Here is a 15960-nt window from a genome sequence, read left to right as displayed (position 1 = left end):
TTATATCGTAAATTTAGAGATCAATCAGGTTGTGATCAATTATTAGTATCAGGTACTAATTCTATCTTATTTTTTTTCGCATGGCAATATATTCGTCTAAACTATCAGTTCATCTTACTCATAGAATGTTGTATATAGAAAGGAGGCGTATGCAGTTGGATGTGTTTTCAAAAATGATGTTCGGTGATTCCCCAAAACAAACAGCTGAGAATGAAGAGCAACAAGAAGAGGAGGTTTCCGAGACAAACGATGATGAAGAGACAATACAGTACATGCATATTATGGACCAAATCGGTTCAATTATGAACTCACTTGATCAAATTAAGCCCGCTTTAAAGGAACTTGCTCCGATGATTTCAGCTATTAAAAAGAAAATCATGTGAAAAGCCACTTTCGAAAAAGTGGCTTCTTTTTATTCGGTTTCAGAGTTCGCGTCAGACTTGCCAAGCTCATAAGCCTCAGCCATAACCGTTGTAAATAGATTCATAAACGGCTGTATGGCTTCCATTGACAGCTCGATTCCTGATTTTTCAAGCTGTTCTTTCGCTTCAGGAAGATATTTCATAGCAATTTGCATGAACTCAAGTGCTTTTTCATGTTGCATCTCACATCACTCCATACTCGTTTTTTGGCAGTTCGCCTGTTTTGTTGTATGTTTTGATCAGCTTGGCGATTCTTTGCTGAAAATCTTTATCGACAAGCGGGCTGAAAGTTCCCATTTCAACGACTCTCGTTTTCAGATCGTAGTAATGATCGCCGCCTTCAAGGGTGCCTTTGTTGAATTGCTCAGCGATGATTTCATAGGCCTTGTCCACATTCTGCACAGTGCTGGTTAATACGGTATTCTCGCCCAGATCCGATTGATCTGTGACGTAGCCGATGGCATAAAGGCCGTCTTTTTTGATTTGCTGAATAACAGGAACATTATACCCGTCTCCTGCGGGATAAACAACATCCGCGCCCTCGTTCTTCATTTTTTGATAAAGCTTTACTGCTGTCATATCATCATCCCAATGATCCGTATATTCCGTGTTTACTTCTATATCCGGATTTTCATATTTGGCTCCTTTGATAAAACCGTCAACTTCAGGCTGCCATGTAAAAGAAGCAATCACGCCAACCTGATTCGTTTTCGACATATGGGCGGCTGTCATTCCGCCAAAAAAGCCAATTGCTTCCCCGCTGAAATGGACACTCGTCACATTATCAGCTTTCGCCTTTGCATTAGAAATGACGAATTCCATATCTGGATAATCTTCGCTGACCAAGTTAAACACCTCTGCATATTCACTCCCATGGCCATAGAGAAGATTGACGCCCCGCTTATGAAAATCCTCAATCGCATTTATAATATCTTCATCTGTTTTAACGCCTTCTTTATAGTAGACATCCACATTGTATTTTGATTGTATATTCAGTAATCCTTTATACCCTTTTGTGCCCCATACGAGGTCATTAATCGTATCAGGAAAGAGCATGCCGACCTTCTCAACTTTTCCTTTAAACGGAGTTTGTCCACATCCGCTCAATAAAAGGAGGACAGAAAAGATCATGACAAGCCTTTTGATCAAGTCATGTTCAACTCCTTTTGACAAGCTATGACATGTAGCATTTTTATACGTTTATTGTATCTAGAAAACTCGAAACATGGAAGGTTTTTCTTAATATTTGTCGAAAATTGATGAAAATTGTCTTTTCCACTCGGAAATTTTTGTTTTCGCTTCTTCTTTTGTGGTTTTTTCTGTGACTGGCAAATCGAAAAACTGATTTTTGCCAGTGCGGCTTGGTTCGAGCAGGAATCTCAGCAGTTCGTCAGCCACATCGCCTGTGTAATAGCCCTCTTCCTCGGTTTTTTCTTTCCACGGCCCATACATTTTCGGCAGAATCACTGTTGTTTCCGATCCTGGCTTTTCACGTTTTTCCCATTCTTTTCGGTCTTGTTCATATACTAATATATAGGGAGAATCAAATTGGTCTACAGGCAAAAAGCCGCCAAACTGGATACAAATTGTATCATATTTTTGCTCCTCAATGTGTTCAAGCTGGCGAAAGAGTTCATTTCTCCCAAGCCACATGAGTCTTTCTTCTAGGTACATTTGTCTCGTTTCATCTTCTGTTTCCGCCAAAATAACGTCAACATGTATGCCTTCTTCCATCATTCGCTCGCACAATGAAAGGCCGAAAAATTCGTCTGCACCTACAATTAGCGTTGATTCCATTGCATCTGCCGCCCCTCTGGTTGCATTTTTCCAAAGCAAAACAGCCTCCGCAAAGAGAAGGCTGTTATTATTGTATTCTCTATAACTCTTTTTCATGACTGCGAAAGAATTTGCAGATTGATGCATAAATTCTGTTTGGATGCTCAAATAAGTGATATGTCATGTCGACCGGGGAGCCTTGCTTTTGCTGCTTTTCCTTGAATACTTCCGCATGTACGCTGTACGGATAGGGAGCTCCGGTCATACGCTGCCATATATGAACCGGCACACCGCTCGGATAGCTTTCAATTGTTTTGTAACGGAGCACTTCGGCTTCTTTTTCAGAAATTCCGCAGCTTTCCGATACTTCTTTTAAAAATTGTTTATAGAAAAATTTATTTTCTTTCTCGGATTCATAATGAGCCTGAAGATCGAGACAAGGATTCAACATCGCGGCTGAGCGGATATGGTCCGGGGAAAAACGAAGCAGTTCATCGGCTACGAGAGCACCCATGCCTTCTGCTAAAATATGAATCTTCGGATTGAGTATTTCCTGTTTCAGCACGAAATGTATCAGCTGCTTGGCATAGGTGACCGCTTTTTCCGCTCCCCAATGCCTTCCAAACAGATTGCTGTTAAAAAGAGTATATCCTTCATTCCTCAGCATATTCAGCAGCTGATTTCTGCCGTAATGCTGAAGCCAAAAGCTTGAATCATTCCCGACAAAGTGGGTTCTGTCCCCCAGGATAAAGATGCCGAAGCCGTTCGGGCGATAGGGCAGATGAATGACATTATGCTCCGTTCCTAATTGAAAATACCTTTCCGTTATTCCCATCGCTTGCCCGCCTCCTTTCACACTCCATCTCACGCTATCTTATGTAAAAAGAAAAGAAACGAATAAGGTAAAGTCCTAGCCTTTTACAGTTTTGGCTAATATACCATTGACGTTTTTTATATTTTATCATTAAAGTGTGACGAATCAGACTCTTTTGTCACCTCACTTTCTTCTAAAATTGGATTCCCCCTTCGCTTTTTGTATGGTATGATAACTTTTAGAATAGATTGAGAAGGACGAGGTGGAAACGTGCGATATATTATTGCCTTTATTTGGACGTTCCTTTTATCACATATGGCATGCTACTTGATTGCCAGCATGAACAGCGCTGCGTACAATTTCAAATCATCATCTATCATTGCTGTTGTACTGTATGTCTTAATCATGGTTTTAGCGGAAATCATGCCTATGAACAAAAATGCAAGCCAGCATTAAAAAGCCAAAAACCCAAAACATTTATTGTTTTGGGTTTTTTCTTGATCACGGCTTTCTTTTATAAGTCCACAGCCGGTTGTGATTTGATGTTTCGGGAAACATTTCCCCTGCCGACAGATGGATTTTTTGAGGATTTTTAACCATGCTTCCCGTCTCGCCGATTTCAACATAAATGCCATTGTTGGGCGCTTTTTGCCCGGGCCGGAATTGATGCTGCTGTCCCACTGTTTTTCCTCCTTTTCCTTTTTGCTGTAGTATGCGCCTAAGCGGCTGTGAATATGTTTCCATCAAAAAAACCGCTGAGTCTAACCCAGCAGTTTTTCGCTTATTCCTCTTTGTATAAAATGGCCTTCAGCAGCGCTTTTTGCACATGCAGACGGTTTTCCGCCTGCTGGAATACCGCAGAATTCGGCCCGTCAATAATCTCCGCAGTCACTTCTTCTTCACGGTGCGCAGGGAGACAATGTAAAAATGTATAGTCAAGCTTGGCATGGCTGACCAGCGCCGCATTCACCTGATAAGGCGCAAAGACAGCGAGACGCTCTTGTTCTTCCGCTTCCTGCCCCATGCTTGTAAACACATCGGAATAAATCACATCAGCGTCTTTTACAGCTTCAATCGGATCAGCCGTAAGCGTGATGGAAGCCCCTGTTTGAAGCGCAGCAGATTTCGCGGCTTCAACTGCTTCATCCAATACCTCGTATCCCTTTGGCGAAGCGATCGAGATATCACAGCCCATTTTGGCGCAGCCGATCATTAAGGAGTGCGCCACGTTATTTCCGTCACCGACGTACGCGACTTTCACGCCTTTAAGCTTCCCTTTCGTTTCCTTAATCGTCAAAAGGTCCGCCAGCGCCTGGCATGGATGGTATTTATCCGTAAGTCCGTTGATGACCGGAATATCAGCTTCTTTGGCAAGCTCCTCCACCTTTTCATGCTCAAAGGTCCGGATCATGATGGCATCCACATAGCCTGACAGCACTTTTGCTGTATCAGCGACAGTTTCACCGCGCCCAAGCTGAATATCGTTCCGGCTTAAGAAAAGGGCGCTCCCGCCCAGCTGCGCCATGCCGGCTTCAAATGAAACACGAGTCCGCGTTGATGATTTTTCAAAAATCATCGCCAAGGTTTTGCCTTGGAAAATAGGCTGGATTTTGTTTTGTTTCAGTTCACCGGCTTCTGCGAGCAAGGCGTTTATATCCTGCTTGCTAAGATCCTTTAATGTTAATAAATCTTTTCCGTATAAACTGGTTTGCGTCACTGTGTGCATGATGCCACTTCCTTTTTATAGAGATCTTTGAGAGATACAGGCTGAGGATGGCCCGAACCGCTTTGTAAAAACGCCCGCACGGTTTCTTCTTCTGTAAAGACGGTAATGCCGTGCGTCATCGCTTCCAAACGTTCTTTGCGGGCTTCATCGGAACCGCTCAGATTGATGTGAAGCGCTTTTCCTTCCTGTTTCATCCATGAGGCAAATGTTCCTTCATGAATCGTAAAACCGGCTTTTTCCGCTAACTCCTTCAACTCTTCCGGGCCGTTTTGCAAATAAATGCTTCCTTTTAGATTCCAGACACGTGTATAGATTTTTTTCAAGGCACTGTCGGCATCAAATGCAACACACATGCCTTCTCCTGTTGATTTCATTTCCGGCCCAAGCTTGACATCCACATCCTGGATTGCGTGAGACGAAAATACAGGGAACTTCACGGCAACCCCATGATGATTTTGAACTTCCGGGTTTAGATCTTTTAAAGACGCCCCCGCCAGCAGACGTGTGGCGAGCGGGATCATCGGAACGCCCATTACTTTGCTGACGACAGGTACCGTGCGGCTCGCTCTCGGATTCACTTCAAGAACGAGAATATTGCCATTGTCAATCACAAATTGAATGTTCATGATGCCTTTAAAGGAGAGCTTTCGGGCGATTTTTTCCGCGGCATCTTTTATGCCCTGCTGCAGTCCGCTTGTAATGGACGGTCCGGGAAGGATGGCAAAGCTGTCTCCCGAATGGACACCAGCCCGTTCAATATGCTCTGTATATGTCGGGATAAAGATATCCTCACCATCGGAAATCAAATCAATTTCGACTTCCTTTCCTGACACATACTGATCAATTAAAATCGGGTACGGCATGCTGTTCTCACCATGCAGCAGCTGAGAAAGCTCGGCTTGCGAGTGAACAATGATCATGCCCATTCCGCCGATGACATAAGATGGCCGGATGAGCACCGGATAGCCGATCTCATCAGCTTTTGCAGCAGCCTCTTCTTTTGTATAAGCGATTTCTCCTTTTGCGTGGTTCAATCCAAGCTCATCAAGAAGCTGATAGAACTGATCGCGATCCTCTAACACGTCGAGCGTTTTAAACGATGTGCCGAGCAGGGTAATGCCGGCTTTTTCGAGCGCTTCAGCAGCATTGATCGCGGTTTGGCCGCCAAATTGCACGATAGCAAAATCAATGTTTTCCTGCTCCGCTACGTTTAAAATGTGCTCCGTCGTCATCGGTTCAAAATACAGACGGTCTGCAATTTCATAGTCGGTGCTGACTGTTTCCGGGTTATTGTTAATCATGATGGTTTCGAGCCCAAGCTCTTGCAGTGTCAGCACACCGTGAACGGCACTGTAATCAAATTCAACGCCTTGGCCGATCCGAATGGGTCCTGAACCAATAATCAGCGCGCGTTTTTTCTCTTTGCGGCTGATGTCTCCATCGCTCTCTCCGAAATAGGTGGAGTAGAAGTAGTTTGTTTTTGCATCAAATTCAGCCGCGCATGTATCGACAATTTTGAAGGAAGGCACAATGCCCATCTCCTTGCGAAGCGCGCGCACCTCTTCTTCTGTTTTGCCGATAAGCGAGGCAATCGTTGCATCTGAAAATCCTTTTTCCTTCGCTTTTTTCAATAAGTCAAAAGAGAGATCGCCGCCCGCTTCCATTATGCGGTTCTCCAGTTTGATAATGTTATTAAACGCGTGCAGGAAAAACGGATCAATTTTTGTTTTTGCATGAATGTCATGAATCGTCACGCTGCGGCTTAACAGCTCCATGACCACGAAAAATCTGCGGTCGTCCGGCGTGACTGCCAATTCCCATAGCGCTTCAATCGACAAGCCGCTGAGCTCTGGAAGGTGCGTACCGATATTTTTCAGTTCAAGAGATGCCGCAGCCTTTTGTACCGCCGCTTCTAAATTCCGTTCAATCGCCATCACTTCTCCGGTCGCTTTCATTTTTGTGCCGAGCTTGCGGTCTGCGTTTTTGAATTTATCAAACGGCCAGCGCGGAAATTTGACGATGACATAGTCCAGCGCCGGTTCAAAGCTTGCGTAAGTCGAGCCTGTGAGCGGATTTTTCAGCTCGTCAAGAGTGTATCCGACTGCCAGTTTTGCAGCCATCTTCGCAATCGGATAACCGGTTGCTTTAGACGCCAAAGCCGATGACCGGCTGACACGCGGATTCACTTCGATGACGTAATATTGCTTGCTGAATGGATCAAGCGCGAATTGAATGTTGCAGCCGCCTACGACATCAAGTGCCGAGATGATCGTCAGACTTGCCGTCCGCAGCATTTGATACTCTTCATCCGTTAACGTTTGTGAAGGCGCCACAACGATGGAGTCACCTGTGTGCACACCGACCGGATCGATGTTTTCCATGTTGCACACGGTAATGCATGTGTTATTGCTGTCACGCATGACTTCGTATTCAATTTCTTTAAAGCCGGCAATGCTTTTTTCCACAAGGCATTGATTGATCGGGCTTGCTAATAGCGCCTGCTTGATCATGGCTGTAAAGGCTTCTTTATCAGGAGCGATTCCTCCGCCCTTTCCGCCTAATGTGTAAGCAGGTCTGATAATGACAGGAAAACCGATGGATTCCGCAAAACGGATGGCGTCGGTTTCGTTATCAACAATTTCACTCTCCGGCACGGGCTGGTTCAATTCGTTCATTAACGAACGGAATTTTTCCCGGTCTTCTCCTTTTTGTATCGTCTCAACGGATGTGCCGAGAAGCTTGACGCCGTGTTCTTTCAAAACACCCGTTTCCTCAAGCTCCACTGCTAAATTCAACGCGGTCTGCCCGCCTAAATTGGCAAGAAGTCCATCAGGCTGTTCTTTCTTAATGATGGCAGCCAGGCTTTCCGCTGTCAGCGGCTCAAAATAAATTTCATCAGCGAAGGCTTCATCGGTCATAATGGTCGCCGGATTGTTGTTGACGAGGATCACCCGATAGCCTTCCTCCTTCAGCGCGATGCATCCTTGAGTGCCTGAATAATCAAATTCTGCCGCCTGACCGATAATGATCGGGCCTGAGCCGATTACTAATATGCTTGAAATACTGGTGTCTTTAGGCATGCGCGATTTCTCTCCTTGCTGGTATCACATTCTTTAGATAATCATCAAAAATCCATTCGCTTTCCGCCGGTCCGGGATGGGCTTCCGGGTGGAATTGAACACTCATGACAGGCCATTTTTTATGGGAAAGCCCTTCAACTGACGTATCATTGACATGATGAAATCGGATCTTGAATTCTTCTTCATTAATGGACTGTTCATCAACCACATAGCTGTGATTTTGGCTTGTCATAAAGACGCGTTTCGTTTCTCGGTCGATGACCGGATGATTTGCGCCCCTGTGTCCGAATGGCAGCTTGAATGTATTCCCTCCGAACGCGAGCGCGATCAGCTGATGTCCAAGACAGATGCCGAGAGTCGGATAACGGCTGATGATGCTTTTGAGCTTTCCTAAATACGGCTGAATGGCTTTTGGGTCTCCAGGTCCGTTCGATAGCACAATGCCGTCCGGCTTTATATCGTATACAGCTTCCATTTGCTGATACGGCACCACGGTGACCTTGCAGCCTCGTTTGACAAGTGACGACACGATTGACTTTTTATAGCCGAAATCGATGAGGGCGATATGTTTATTTCCGCCGCCAAGTGTTATGATTTCCTGTGCGGAAGCCTGTTCTGCCACGTTCTCAGGCTGAAGAGCGATCTCAGTTGCTTCTTTAGAGGCTGTGACAGTCGCACCCATCGTTCCGTTCGCACGGATTTTTTTCACGACTGCCCTCGTATCCACATGGGTCAACAGCGGGATGTTCCATTTCTGCAAATACTCCTTGAGGCTGTATACCGCTTCATGATGAGAAAAATGATCACACGCCTCGTAGACAACCGCGGCTTTTATTTGCGGTTTCTTGCTTTCAAAATCCTTTTCATTAATGCCGTAGTTGCCAATCAGCGGGTAGGTAAATACGATAATCTGTCCTTTGTATGATGGATCTGTCAGCACTTCCTGGTAGCCTGTCATTCCTGTAAAAAAAACAGCTTCCCCCGTGCAGTTTTCATGATCGTCCAGCTCTCCGCTGAACGCCGTTCCATCTTCTAACACTAAATAACCTTCCATTTAACAGCCCACCTCTTGATGAATAATTAATTATAAAAATGAATTTTTATACCTTCGCACCAAAAAAAATTATTGGTTTACAGCGGAATGCTGAGCGATTGCCTGTTTCAGCTTACTGATTGCTTCTGCTATTTCATCCTTTGTCACGGTGAGCGGCGGCAGCAGGCGAATGACGTTCGGACCGGCTGGCAGTACAAGCAAGCCTAATGTTTGCAATTCAGTAATGATGTCAGCAACCGGGCCATCACACTCAATTCCAAGCATTAATCCTTTCCCGCGGATTTGTTTGACAAAAGGGCTGTTTAGCTCAGCCTCGAGCTGTTCTTTTAAAAATACCCCTTTGTCAGCAGCCTCTTGCAGGAAATCAGGCTGGAATACAATTTGCAATGTGGCATTCACAGCAGCCATCGCCAGCATATTTCCTCCGAAAGTGGTTCCGTGAGAACCAGGGGTAAACGCTTTTCCTAGCTGTTTTTTTCCGATAACAGCGCCGACCGGAAAGCCGTTTCCCAATCCTTTTGCGGCTGTGATAATATCCGGTGAGAGTCCGAAGTGCTCGTATGCAAATCCCTTTCCCGTCCGTCCGATGCCAGTCTGGATTTCATCAATGATCAGAAGGGCCTCTTTTTCCTTGCAAAACGACTGGACGGCTGTTAAAAATTCAGCGCTCGCCGGATTGACTCCGCCTTCCCCCTGAACTGTTTCAAGCATCACTGCGGCAATGCCGTCTTCCTCTTCAAAAGCCTCAAATGCAAAAGGGTCGTTGTACGGCAAGTAGTGAAAGCCTTCAAGCATCGGGCCGAAGCCTGTTTTGATTTTATCCTGTCCGGTTGCAGCCATCCCTGCATATGTGCGGCCATGGAACGATTGAAGGAACGTGATGATTTTCGTTTTTCCAGTTGCTTTTCGGGCGAGCTTGATCGCGCCTTCATTCGCTTCCGCCCCGCTGTTGCAGAAAAAAACGAGGTCTCCCGCACTGTGTGCAGCCAGCTTCTGTGCCGCTTGCTCCTGGAGACTGTTTTGAAACAAATTCGATACGTGCCATACGCTGCCGAGCTGTTTTTTGACTGCTTCTGTCACCGCTTCATGGCAGTGGCCCAGATTGGATACCGCAATCCCCTGAATGAAATCGAGATATGTTTTGCCGTTTTGATCCTCAACGTACGTTCCCTTTGCTTTTTTGATGTCAACATCCCAGCGGCCATAGGTTTGAAACAAGCTGCTCATGAAACAGCCTCCTTTGTTTTGACGATTTTTGTTCCTTGAAAGGTATGTTCTGCGAAGAATGCTCCTTTGCCGTTTACGATCATAACTTCAGACACCTGATCTGATAAAGCCGACAAGGCTGAATTGACCTTCGGAATCATCCCCCCTGTGATGACTTCCTGCTTGATCAGTATTTGAATCTCCTCAGGAGTCAGGACGTCGAGACGCTGCTTTTCTTTCATGATTCCATCTACATCTGTAACGAACATCAGCTTATCGGCTTCAAGCGCTCCGGCGACAGCTGAAGCGGCCAGGTCGGCATTCACATTCAGGGTCTTGCAGTCACTTGTCATAGACAGCGGCGCAATAACAGGAATGATGCCTTTTTCCATCAGCGCATTCACCATGGATGCATCGACTTTTTTGATTTCTCCGACTTCCCCGTATGTTTCCGGATCGAGATAATCCGCCTCCAAAAGACCGCCGTCCTTGCCGGAGACCCCTGCGGCACGCAATCCGTGTTTGGCAAGCTCGGCAACGAAAAATTTATTCACAGAGCCGGATAAAACCATCTCCGCCACTTCGAGCACCGGCTTCGTTGTTTTCCGCTGGCCTCCCGAAAACTCGGTTTTGATATTTAACCGTTTCAGCATATTTGTGATTTCCGGGCCGCCTCCGTGAACGATTGCCAGTTTCCATCCTGACGCCATCAGTTCTTTCAGGTTATGAAAAAATTCCTCAGACAGCTCACGGATGACACTTCCTCCGCATTTAAAAACGATTGTTTTCTTCATCATGCTCCCCTTTATTACGTGCGATAGCTCGCGTTAATTTTGATATAGTCATAGGTCAAGTCACAGCCCCACGCTCTTCCGTTCCCATCCCCTTCATCCATCTTGATAACAATGGTGATTTCATCTCCTTCAAGGTATTCCTTGGCGAGAGATTCAGAGAATGGCTGAGGTTCGTTATGCTTAAACAGGCATTGGCCCCCGAGGTAAACCTCTACTTCTTCTGCCGTCACTTGAGCTGCGGAGTGTCCGATGGCTCCGATGATGCGCCCCCAGTTGGCATCTGTACCGTAGACCGCCGTTTTCACGAGACTTGAGCCAACAATTTTTTTGGCAATGACGTTTGCATCAAGATTGTTTTTCGCCCCTTGTACTTGGGCTTCAATTAGTTTTGTCGCGCCTTCTCCATCTCTGGCAATCTCTTTAGCCAAATCCTCACAAGTGAGCAAGAGCGCTTTTTTAAAGACAGGCCAGTCTGGATGATCTTCCGTCAGGCACTCATTTTCGGCGCAGCCATTTGCCATCACCAAGACCATGTCGTTTGTGGATGTTTCACCGTCAACTGTGATTTGGTTAAATGAAACGTCAGTGATATCACGCAGCGCCTTTTGCAGCGTTTTTTCTTCAATTGCCGCGTCAGTTGTCACAAATCCCAGCATCGTGGCCATGTTCGGATGGATCATCCCTGAGCCTTTGGCCGCTCCGCCGATCTTGACTGTTTTGCCGCCGATTGTCAGCTCATAGCACGTCTGCTTGATCACCGTATCAGTTGTTAAAATCGCTTCCTCAAAATCGCCTGATCCCGCAGGTGTTTCTTTCAGCAGCTCGATCCCCGCATGGATTTTTTCCATGTCTAAATGCTCGCCGATGACGCCCGTTGATGAAACAGCGACAAGCTCCGGTTCAATGCCAAGCTGCGAAGCAAGGCTCTCCCGCATTGTGTATGCGTCCTTTAAGCCCTGTTCTCCCGTGCAGGCGTTGGCAATGGCGCTGTTGACGATGACGGCTTTCAATGCTGATCCATACTTCAAGCTGTCTTGTGTGACTTTGATCGGCGCGGCTTGAAAATGGCTTTGAGTGTAAACCGCTGCACTTGCTGCCGGCGTCTCGCTGATAATGACGCCGAGGTCTTTTTTCGAGTAGCGCAGACCGCAATGCACGCCCTTTGCCTGAAACCCTTTTGGTGAGGATACACCACCTGTTACTTTTACTATTTGATCTTCACTTAACTGAATCATGATTCGATTCTCTCCCGTTCTATGGATAAATTGGCGTCATGGTGAGCCCAGTCTCTTCATTCCAGCCATTCATGATATTAAAGTTCTGCACAGCCTGACCGGCGGCACCCTTCATTAAATTATCGATCACCGAGACGATCGTAACCCGGTTCGTTCTCTCGTCAAGCGTTACGGCGATATCACAGAAATTGCTGCCGTACACTTCCTTCGTTTGCGGATACTGCCCTTTTGGCCTCACTCTCACAAAATATGAATCTTGGTAAAATTCCGAATACAAATGATGCAGGTCTTCTGCCGATAGGTCAGAGGTTACTTGCGTATACATCGTCGCCATGATGCCTCTTGTCATCGGAACCAAGTGAGCGGAAAATGTGATAGGTCCGAGCCCCGGCTGCCATTTTCGCAACGCCTGTTCAATTTCAGGCGTATGCTGATGTTCATTGACTTTGTAAATTTTAAAATTGCCGTTCAGCTCAGAAAAATGAGTTCCCACGGATGCTTTTCTTCCCGCTCCGGAAACACCGGTCTTTGCGTCAACAATAACGAAAGATTCATTGAGCAGTTTTTTTTGCGCCAATGGCGCGAGGCCAAGTAAAACAGCCGTCGGAAAACAGCCTGGATTGGCAATGAGTTTCGCCTGTTGAATTTGCTTTGGATTCAGTTCCGCCAGCCCGTAAACCGCCTCATGAACCACTTCCTTCGGTGCAGCTGTCCGTTTATACCACTTTTCATATTCAGCCGGCTCTTGGATCCTCAGATCACCTGACAGATCAATAACCGGTATTCCCGCACCTGCCAGCTGCGGAGTCAATTCACTTGATACTCCGGGGGGCGCAGCGAGAAACATGATATCTATTTCGTGTTTGATCGTATTCATATCAATCGGCTTCAGCTTCTGATCGGCTAAGCCGGTAAGATGAGGATAAACCTCGCTATAGACATTCCCTTCTCCGCTGGATGAATAAAGTATACATTCCTCTGCATGAGGGTGATGCGAGAGAATCCTGACAAGTTCGGTGCCTCCATATCCTGTAGCGCCTACAATTCCTATTTTCAAAACAAGTTCACCTTCTTGGTCTTTGTGAAATTATTTAACATTATAACATGAATAAAAATTAATTCAATCGTATATTTAATATTTTTATTCACTTGTAAATTTTCTGTTCAATGAAAAATCCGTTCCCAAAAAACTGTGCTTTTGAAGGAGAAAACGTTGATTTACCGCTTTTTTCAATGGCATAAAAAAACAGGCTGACCAAGTCAGCCTGTTTTCATCATCATCAATCCGCTCAAAAAATAAAGAATAGAGCTTGCATAAAAAATCATTTGCACTGTAAAAAAATCGGCAAGAAAGCCGCCGAGCATGATGGCTGCCGCTGAAAAAACCGCAGTCCAAAAATGGTAATTTCCAATTTTCTTTCCGCGCTCTCCGCTGTCTGTAAAGTCGGCAATCAGCACTTTTTCTCCATGCTTTTGCATTGCTCCCAAGAGCCCCAACAGCACTTGGACGATATACACTTGACCGACGCTTCCGATATGCGGAACATACAAAAGCAGCACGGCCATGCCCCAAGAGTTCGCGAGCAGGAAATAACGGCTGTCGAGCCTTTCAGACAGCCGGCCGAGCAGCGGATAAATAAGCGCCCCGCTCAATCCGAACAATCCGTAGGAAAAACCGAACTGCGTGTAGCTTGAGCCGATATTTTTCACAAACAATATATAAAACGGAAAGATCAAGCTGCTTGCGAAGAACACGCTGCTTTGTGATAATGTCAGCCATTTTAATTTGTTTTTCCCCATTATTTATACCTCTGATAAAAGTAATTCATGAAGCGCTCATCCGGGTCATAGATTCGTTTTTTCTGAAAAAACTCGTCGCTTTTCGGATATGCCTGTCTCATTTGCGCTTTTGTCTGGTAAGTCATATACGGCAGATAATAGCTGCCGCCATGCTTGATGGCAACGTCTGTCATGCGTCTGATGATCCTGGCAGTATCTTCCTGATCTTCTTTTGAAAATCCTTCATTTATTAGAAGCACAAGCGAAAACATATCATCCTTTGCATAGGAAAGGTCGGCCTTTTCATTTTTCTGCACGTAGCGGATCGTAATGTTTAACAGGTTCAGATCTTCGCCCGACAGCGTTTGTCTCAAGTCATCAATATAGGATGCATACTCCTTCACAGGCACAAAGTATTCTTGCAGAACATCTGTGTTGTCATTGTTTTCATATTCAAGAAATTTGGATTCGGACCGCATGACGTTATTGCGTGAGATTTCTGTGCCGTTTTGGCCCACAAAATAGGATTCCTGCGTGTTCCATAGCCAATTCCTGCCCCATTCATACCGTCTAGACAAACCGAGTGCAAACTTTGTGGCTCCCGTATACTCATCTTCTTTGAGGTCGTTGTAAGATGGCAGTTGCTCCTGATGATCAGCCAATACGTAATTCGTGACATACATGTCTTTTAAAAATCCTTTTTTCGCTGTTGAAATTCGGGCCAGATGCATTCTGACATTCGGATTTCCTTTTACGTGCTTTGTAAAATAGCCTGCGTATGCGCTGTAATTCATTTTTTCAGTCTGCATGGCATACAGCTCATCATCTGTCAGTTCAAGCGTTACATCAAGAATCACGCCAAAAAGACCGTACCCTCCGATGACTGCCGTAAACAAATCATCTTTTGGGGTGACGGTGACGATCGTTCCGTCCGCTTTTAAAAGCCGAAATGATTTGACTGTATCAATCAGCGAGCCGTAGCGGATATCTCGTCCGTGAGCATTAGCGCTGAGAGATCCGCCAATAGTAAAAATGTTTTGTGACTGCATGACTTTTACCGCGAGTCCATACGGATTCACGTATTTTTGGATGTCATTCCACGTTGCACCGCTTTGCACTCTGATGGTTTTTTTCTCTTGATCGAGTGACAGGATTTTGTTGTAGCCCGTCATGTCGAGAACGATGCCGTCCTCATAATATGTATGGCCGCCCATGGAGTGCTGCGCCCCGGCGATTGAAATCTTTATGTTTTTTCGATTAGCCTCTTTGACCGTGTCAATGAGCGTTTCCTTTTCCTGCCCTTTCACTGTCTGCTTAATTTTCACAGGCATCAGGCGGCTGACATCCGTCATCTCGCTTGTGACTGCTTTTTGATCCGAGTAAACAGAGTACGCAAACAGGGCCGCATACGCGCCTGTACAAAGCGCGAATGCAAGCAATTTCTTTTTCATGACGCTCTCCCTGCAGTTTTTTACGAGACCATTATACCATGGCCGCGCCTTCATTTTTCTGAATTATCTCCTTGAGCGTTTTTCGGCGCGGCGGTCGGCGACGATAAAGCAAGCGTGAATCGCGCCCGGCAGCCAAAAAATACAGGTCAAGATGAGATTTAGCAAAGCCTGAAACGGTTTTCCCGAAAACAATACAGCGAGCGGCGGGCATAAAACAGCCAGCAGGTACATCATTTCCTTTCACCTCTTTCAGCGGTAAAAAAGGACAGCCTCGCATGTCAGGCTGTCCTCTTTTGTTTTGTTTATTGAATGCCAAGTGCGATTTTCGCATATCTGGACATTTTATCTCTTGTCCAAGGCGGATTCCATACAATGTGAACCTCTGTCTCTTTCACTTCAGGAAGGTCCGCTAACGCCTTTTTCACTTCATCCACGATAATCGGCGCTAAAGGGCAGCCCATTGATGTCAGTGTCATCGTCACGTGCGTTAAGCCGTCTTCATCCATATCAACGTCGTATACTAAGCCAAGATTCACGATATCAACGCCAAGCTCAGGGTCGACAACCTGTTCCAGGGCGCCCATGATGTTTTCTTTTAATGCTTCTTCCACGTTCCCTCACTC

18 protein-coding genes are annotated in these 15960 nt (G+C 45.8%); 2 read left to right on the top strand and 16 right to left on the bottom strand.

Annotated elements, in window-relative coordinates:
• Positions 1-149: 149 nt before the first annotated feature.
• A complete protein-coding gene (gene yjzB, locus G4P54_RS05975) occupies positions 150-383 on the top strand; it encodes a spore coat protein YjzB (protein WP_081719798.1) in 234 nt (77 codons plus the stop codon).
• A 29-nt stretch (positions 384-412) separates the two neighbouring features.
• Here the strand turns inward: yjzB and comZ are convergent, their stop codons facing one another.
• From comZ to G4P54_RS05955, 4 genes are all read right to left on the bottom strand, one after another.
• Positions 413-604 carry a ComG operon transcriptional repressor ComZ gene (comZ, locus tag G4P54_RS05970; RefSeq protein ID WP_024714097.1) on the bottom strand — a complete coding sequence of 64 codons (192 nt, stop codon included), beginning with the start codon at positions 602-604 and terminating at the stop codon, positions 413-415.
• A gap of 1 nt (position 605) precedes the next feature.
• On the bottom strand, positions 606-1571 hold the full coding sequence (med, locus tag G4P54_RS05965; RefSeq protein WP_024714096.1) for a transcriptional regulator Med: 966 nt from the start codon (positions 1569-1571) through the stop codon (positions 606-608).
• Positions 1572-1661: 90 nt separating this feature from the next.
• The gene (locus G4P54_RS05960) at positions 1662-2219 is read right to left on the bottom strand and encodes a hypothetical protein (RefSeq protein ID WP_167872090.1); all 558 of its coding nucleotides are present in this window, start codon (positions 2217-2219) and stop codon (positions 1662-1664) included.
• 79 nt (positions 2220-2298) lie between these two features.
• On the bottom strand, positions 2299-3033 hold the full coding sequence (locus G4P54_RS05955) for a hypothetical protein (protein WP_167872089.1): 735 nt from the start codon (positions 3031-3033) through the stop codon (positions 2299-2301).
• A gap of 249 nt (positions 3034-3282) precedes the next feature.
• Here G4P54_RS05955 and G4P54_RS05950 point away from each other — a divergent pair, with 249 nt between their 5' ends.
• On the top strand, positions 3283-3468 hold the full coding sequence (locus G4P54_RS05950; RefSeq protein WP_024714093.1) for a YjzD family protein: 186 nt from the start codon (positions 3283-3285) through the stop codon (positions 3466-3468).
• Positions 3469-3513: 45 nt separating this feature from the next.
• On the opposite strand, the gene G4P54_RS05945 is transcribed toward G4P54_RS05950, so the two are convergent.
• From G4P54_RS05945 to G4P54_RS05890, 12 genes are all read right to left on the bottom strand, one after another.
• On the bottom strand, positions 3514-3693 hold the full coding sequence (locus G4P54_RS05945; RefSeq protein WP_010329358.1) for a YjzC family protein: 180 nt from the start codon (positions 3691-3693) through the stop codon (positions 3514-3516).
• Between the two features lie 100 nt (positions 3694-3793).
• Positions 3794-4738 carry an ornithine carbamoyltransferase gene (argF, locus tag G4P54_RS05940; RefSeq protein ID WP_167872088.1) on the bottom strand — a complete coding sequence of 315 codons (945 nt, stop codon included), beginning with the start codon at positions 4736-4738 and terminating at the stop codon, positions 3794-3796.
• Complete coding sequence (gene carB / locus G4P54_RS05935; protein ID WP_167872087.1) at positions 4726-7818, bottom strand: carbamoyl-phosphate synthase (glutamine-hydrolyzing) large subunit; 3093 nt, start codon at positions 7816-7818, stop codon at positions 4726-4728. The genes argF and carB overlap by 13 nt, the downstream gene beginning before the upstream one ends.
• Positions 7811-8872, bottom strand: a complete 1062-nt coding sequence (locus tag G4P54_RS05930; RefSeq protein ID WP_167872086.1) for a carbamoyl phosphate synthase small subunit — start codon at positions 8870-8872, stop codon at positions 7811-7813. Before G4P54_RS05930 ends, carB begins: the two co-directional genes overlap by 8 nt.
• Before the next feature lie 69 nt (positions 8873-8941).
• Positions 8942-10099: an acetylornithine transaminase gene (argD, locus tag G4P54_RS05925; protein ID WP_167872085.1), complete on the bottom strand. Its 1158-nt coding sequence runs from the start codon at positions 10097-10099 to the stop codon at positions 8942-8944.
• Positions 10096-10872 (bottom strand): acetylglutamate kinase, encoded by a 777-nt coding sequence (gene argB / locus G4P54_RS05920; protein WP_167873832.1) that lies wholly within the window; start codon positions 10870-10872, stop codon positions 10096-10098. Before argB ends, argD begins: the two co-directional genes overlap by 4 nt.
• Before the next feature lie 14 nt (positions 10873-10886).
• A complete protein-coding gene (gene argJ, locus G4P54_RS05915; RefSeq protein ID WP_167872084.1) occupies positions 10887-12107 on the bottom strand; it encodes a bifunctional ornithine acetyltransferase/N-acetylglutamate synthase in 1221 nt (406 codons plus the stop codon).
• Between the two features lie 19 nt (positions 12108-12126).
• Positions 12127-13164 (bottom strand): N-acetyl-gamma-glutamyl-phosphate reductase, encoded by a 1038-nt coding sequence (gene argC / locus G4P54_RS05910; protein WP_167872083.1) that lies wholly within the window; start codon positions 13162-13164, stop codon positions 12127-12129.
• Between the two features lie 203 nt (positions 13165-13367).
• Positions 13368-13907: an MFS transporter gene (locus G4P54_RS05905; protein ID WP_024714085.1), complete on the bottom strand. Its 540-nt coding sequence runs from the start codon at positions 13905-13907 to the stop codon at positions 13368-13370.
• The gene (locus G4P54_RS05900; RefSeq protein WP_167872082.1) at positions 13907-15337 is read right to left on the bottom strand and encodes an FAD-binding oxidoreductase; all 1431 of its coding nucleotides are present in this window, start codon (positions 15335-15337) and stop codon (positions 13907-13909) included. The genes G4P54_RS05905 and G4P54_RS05900 overlap by 1 nt, the downstream gene beginning before the upstream one ends.
• A 63-nt stretch (positions 15338-15400) precedes the next feature.
• Positions 15401-15571: a YqaE/Pmp3 family membrane protein gene (locus G4P54_RS05895; RefSeq protein WP_032681906.1), complete on the bottom strand. Its 171-nt coding sequence runs from the start codon at positions 15569-15571 to the stop codon at positions 15401-15403.
• 68 nt (positions 15572-15639) lie between these two features.
• Entirely contained in the window at positions 15640-15948 is a 309-nt protein-coding gene (locus G4P54_RS05890) for a metal-sulfur cluster assembly factor (RefSeq protein WP_014663505.1), read from the bottom strand.
• Between the last annotated feature and the right edge of the window lie 12 nt (positions 15949-15960).

The organism is Bacillus tequilensis (assembly GCF_012225885.1).
GTDB classification, from domain to species: Bacteria; Bacillota; Bacilli; order Bacillales; family Bacillaceae; genus Bacillus; species Bacillus tequilensis.
The sequence above is the reverse complement of the archived record's forward strand: the minus strand, read 5'-3'. Positions and strand labels throughout refer to the sequence as shown.

What these genes read in the sequence shown, in the direction of transcription:
- carB (WP_167872087.1), bottom strand. Translation starts at nt 7,818, where the DNA reads ATGCCTAAAGACACCAGTATTTCAAGCATATTAGTAATCGGCTCAGGC.
- G4P54_RS05960 (WP_167872090.1), bottom strand. Translation starts at nt 2,219, where the DNA reads ATGGAATCAACGCTAATTGTAGGTGCAGACGAATTTTTCGGCCTTTCA.
- G4P54_RS05930 (WP_167872086.1), bottom strand. Translation starts at nt 8,872, where the DNA reads ATGGAAGGTTATTTAGTGTTAGAAGATGGAACGGCGTTCAGCGGAGAG.
- G4P54_RS05895 (WP_032681906.1), bottom strand. Translation starts at nt 15,571, where the DNA reads ATGATGTACCTGCTGGCTGTTTTATGCCCGCCGCTCGCTGTATTGTTT.
- G4P54_RS05955 (WP_167872089.1), bottom strand. Translation starts at nt 3,033, where the DNA reads ATGGGAATAACGGAAAGGTATTTTCAATTAGGAACGGAGCATAATGTC.
- G4P54_RS05905 (WP_024714085.1), bottom strand. Translation starts at nt 13,907, where the DNA reads ATGGGGAAAAACAAATTAAAATGGCTGACATTATCACAAAGCAGCGTG.
- yjzB (WP_081719798.1), top strand. Translation starts at nt 150, where the DNA reads ATGCAGTTGGATGTGTTTTCAAAAATGATGTTCGGTGATTCCCCAAAA.
- argB (WP_167873832.1), bottom strand. Translation starts at nt 10,872, where the DNA reads ATGAAGAAAACAATCGTTTTTAAATGCGGAGGAAGTGTCATCCGTGAG.
- argJ (WP_167872084.1), bottom strand. Translation starts at nt 12,107, where the DNA reads ATGATTCAGTTAAGTGAAGATCAAATAGTAAAAGTAACAGGTGGTGTA.
- G4P54_RS05900 (WP_167872082.1), bottom strand. Translation starts at nt 15,337, where the DNA reads ATGAAAAAGAAATTGCTTGCATTCGCGCTTTGTACAGGCGCGTATGCG.
- comZ (WP_024714097.1), bottom strand. Translation starts at nt 604, where the DNA reads ATGCAACATGAAAAAGCACTTGAGTTCATGCAAATTGCTATGAAATAT.
- argD (WP_167872085.1), bottom strand. Translation starts at nt 10,099, where the DNA reads ATGAGCAGCTTGTTTCAAACCTATGGCCGCTGGGATGTTGACATCAAA.
- argF (WP_167872088.1), bottom strand. Translation starts at nt 4,738, where the DNA reads ATGCACACAGTGACGCAAACCAGTTTATACGGAAAAGATTTATTAACA.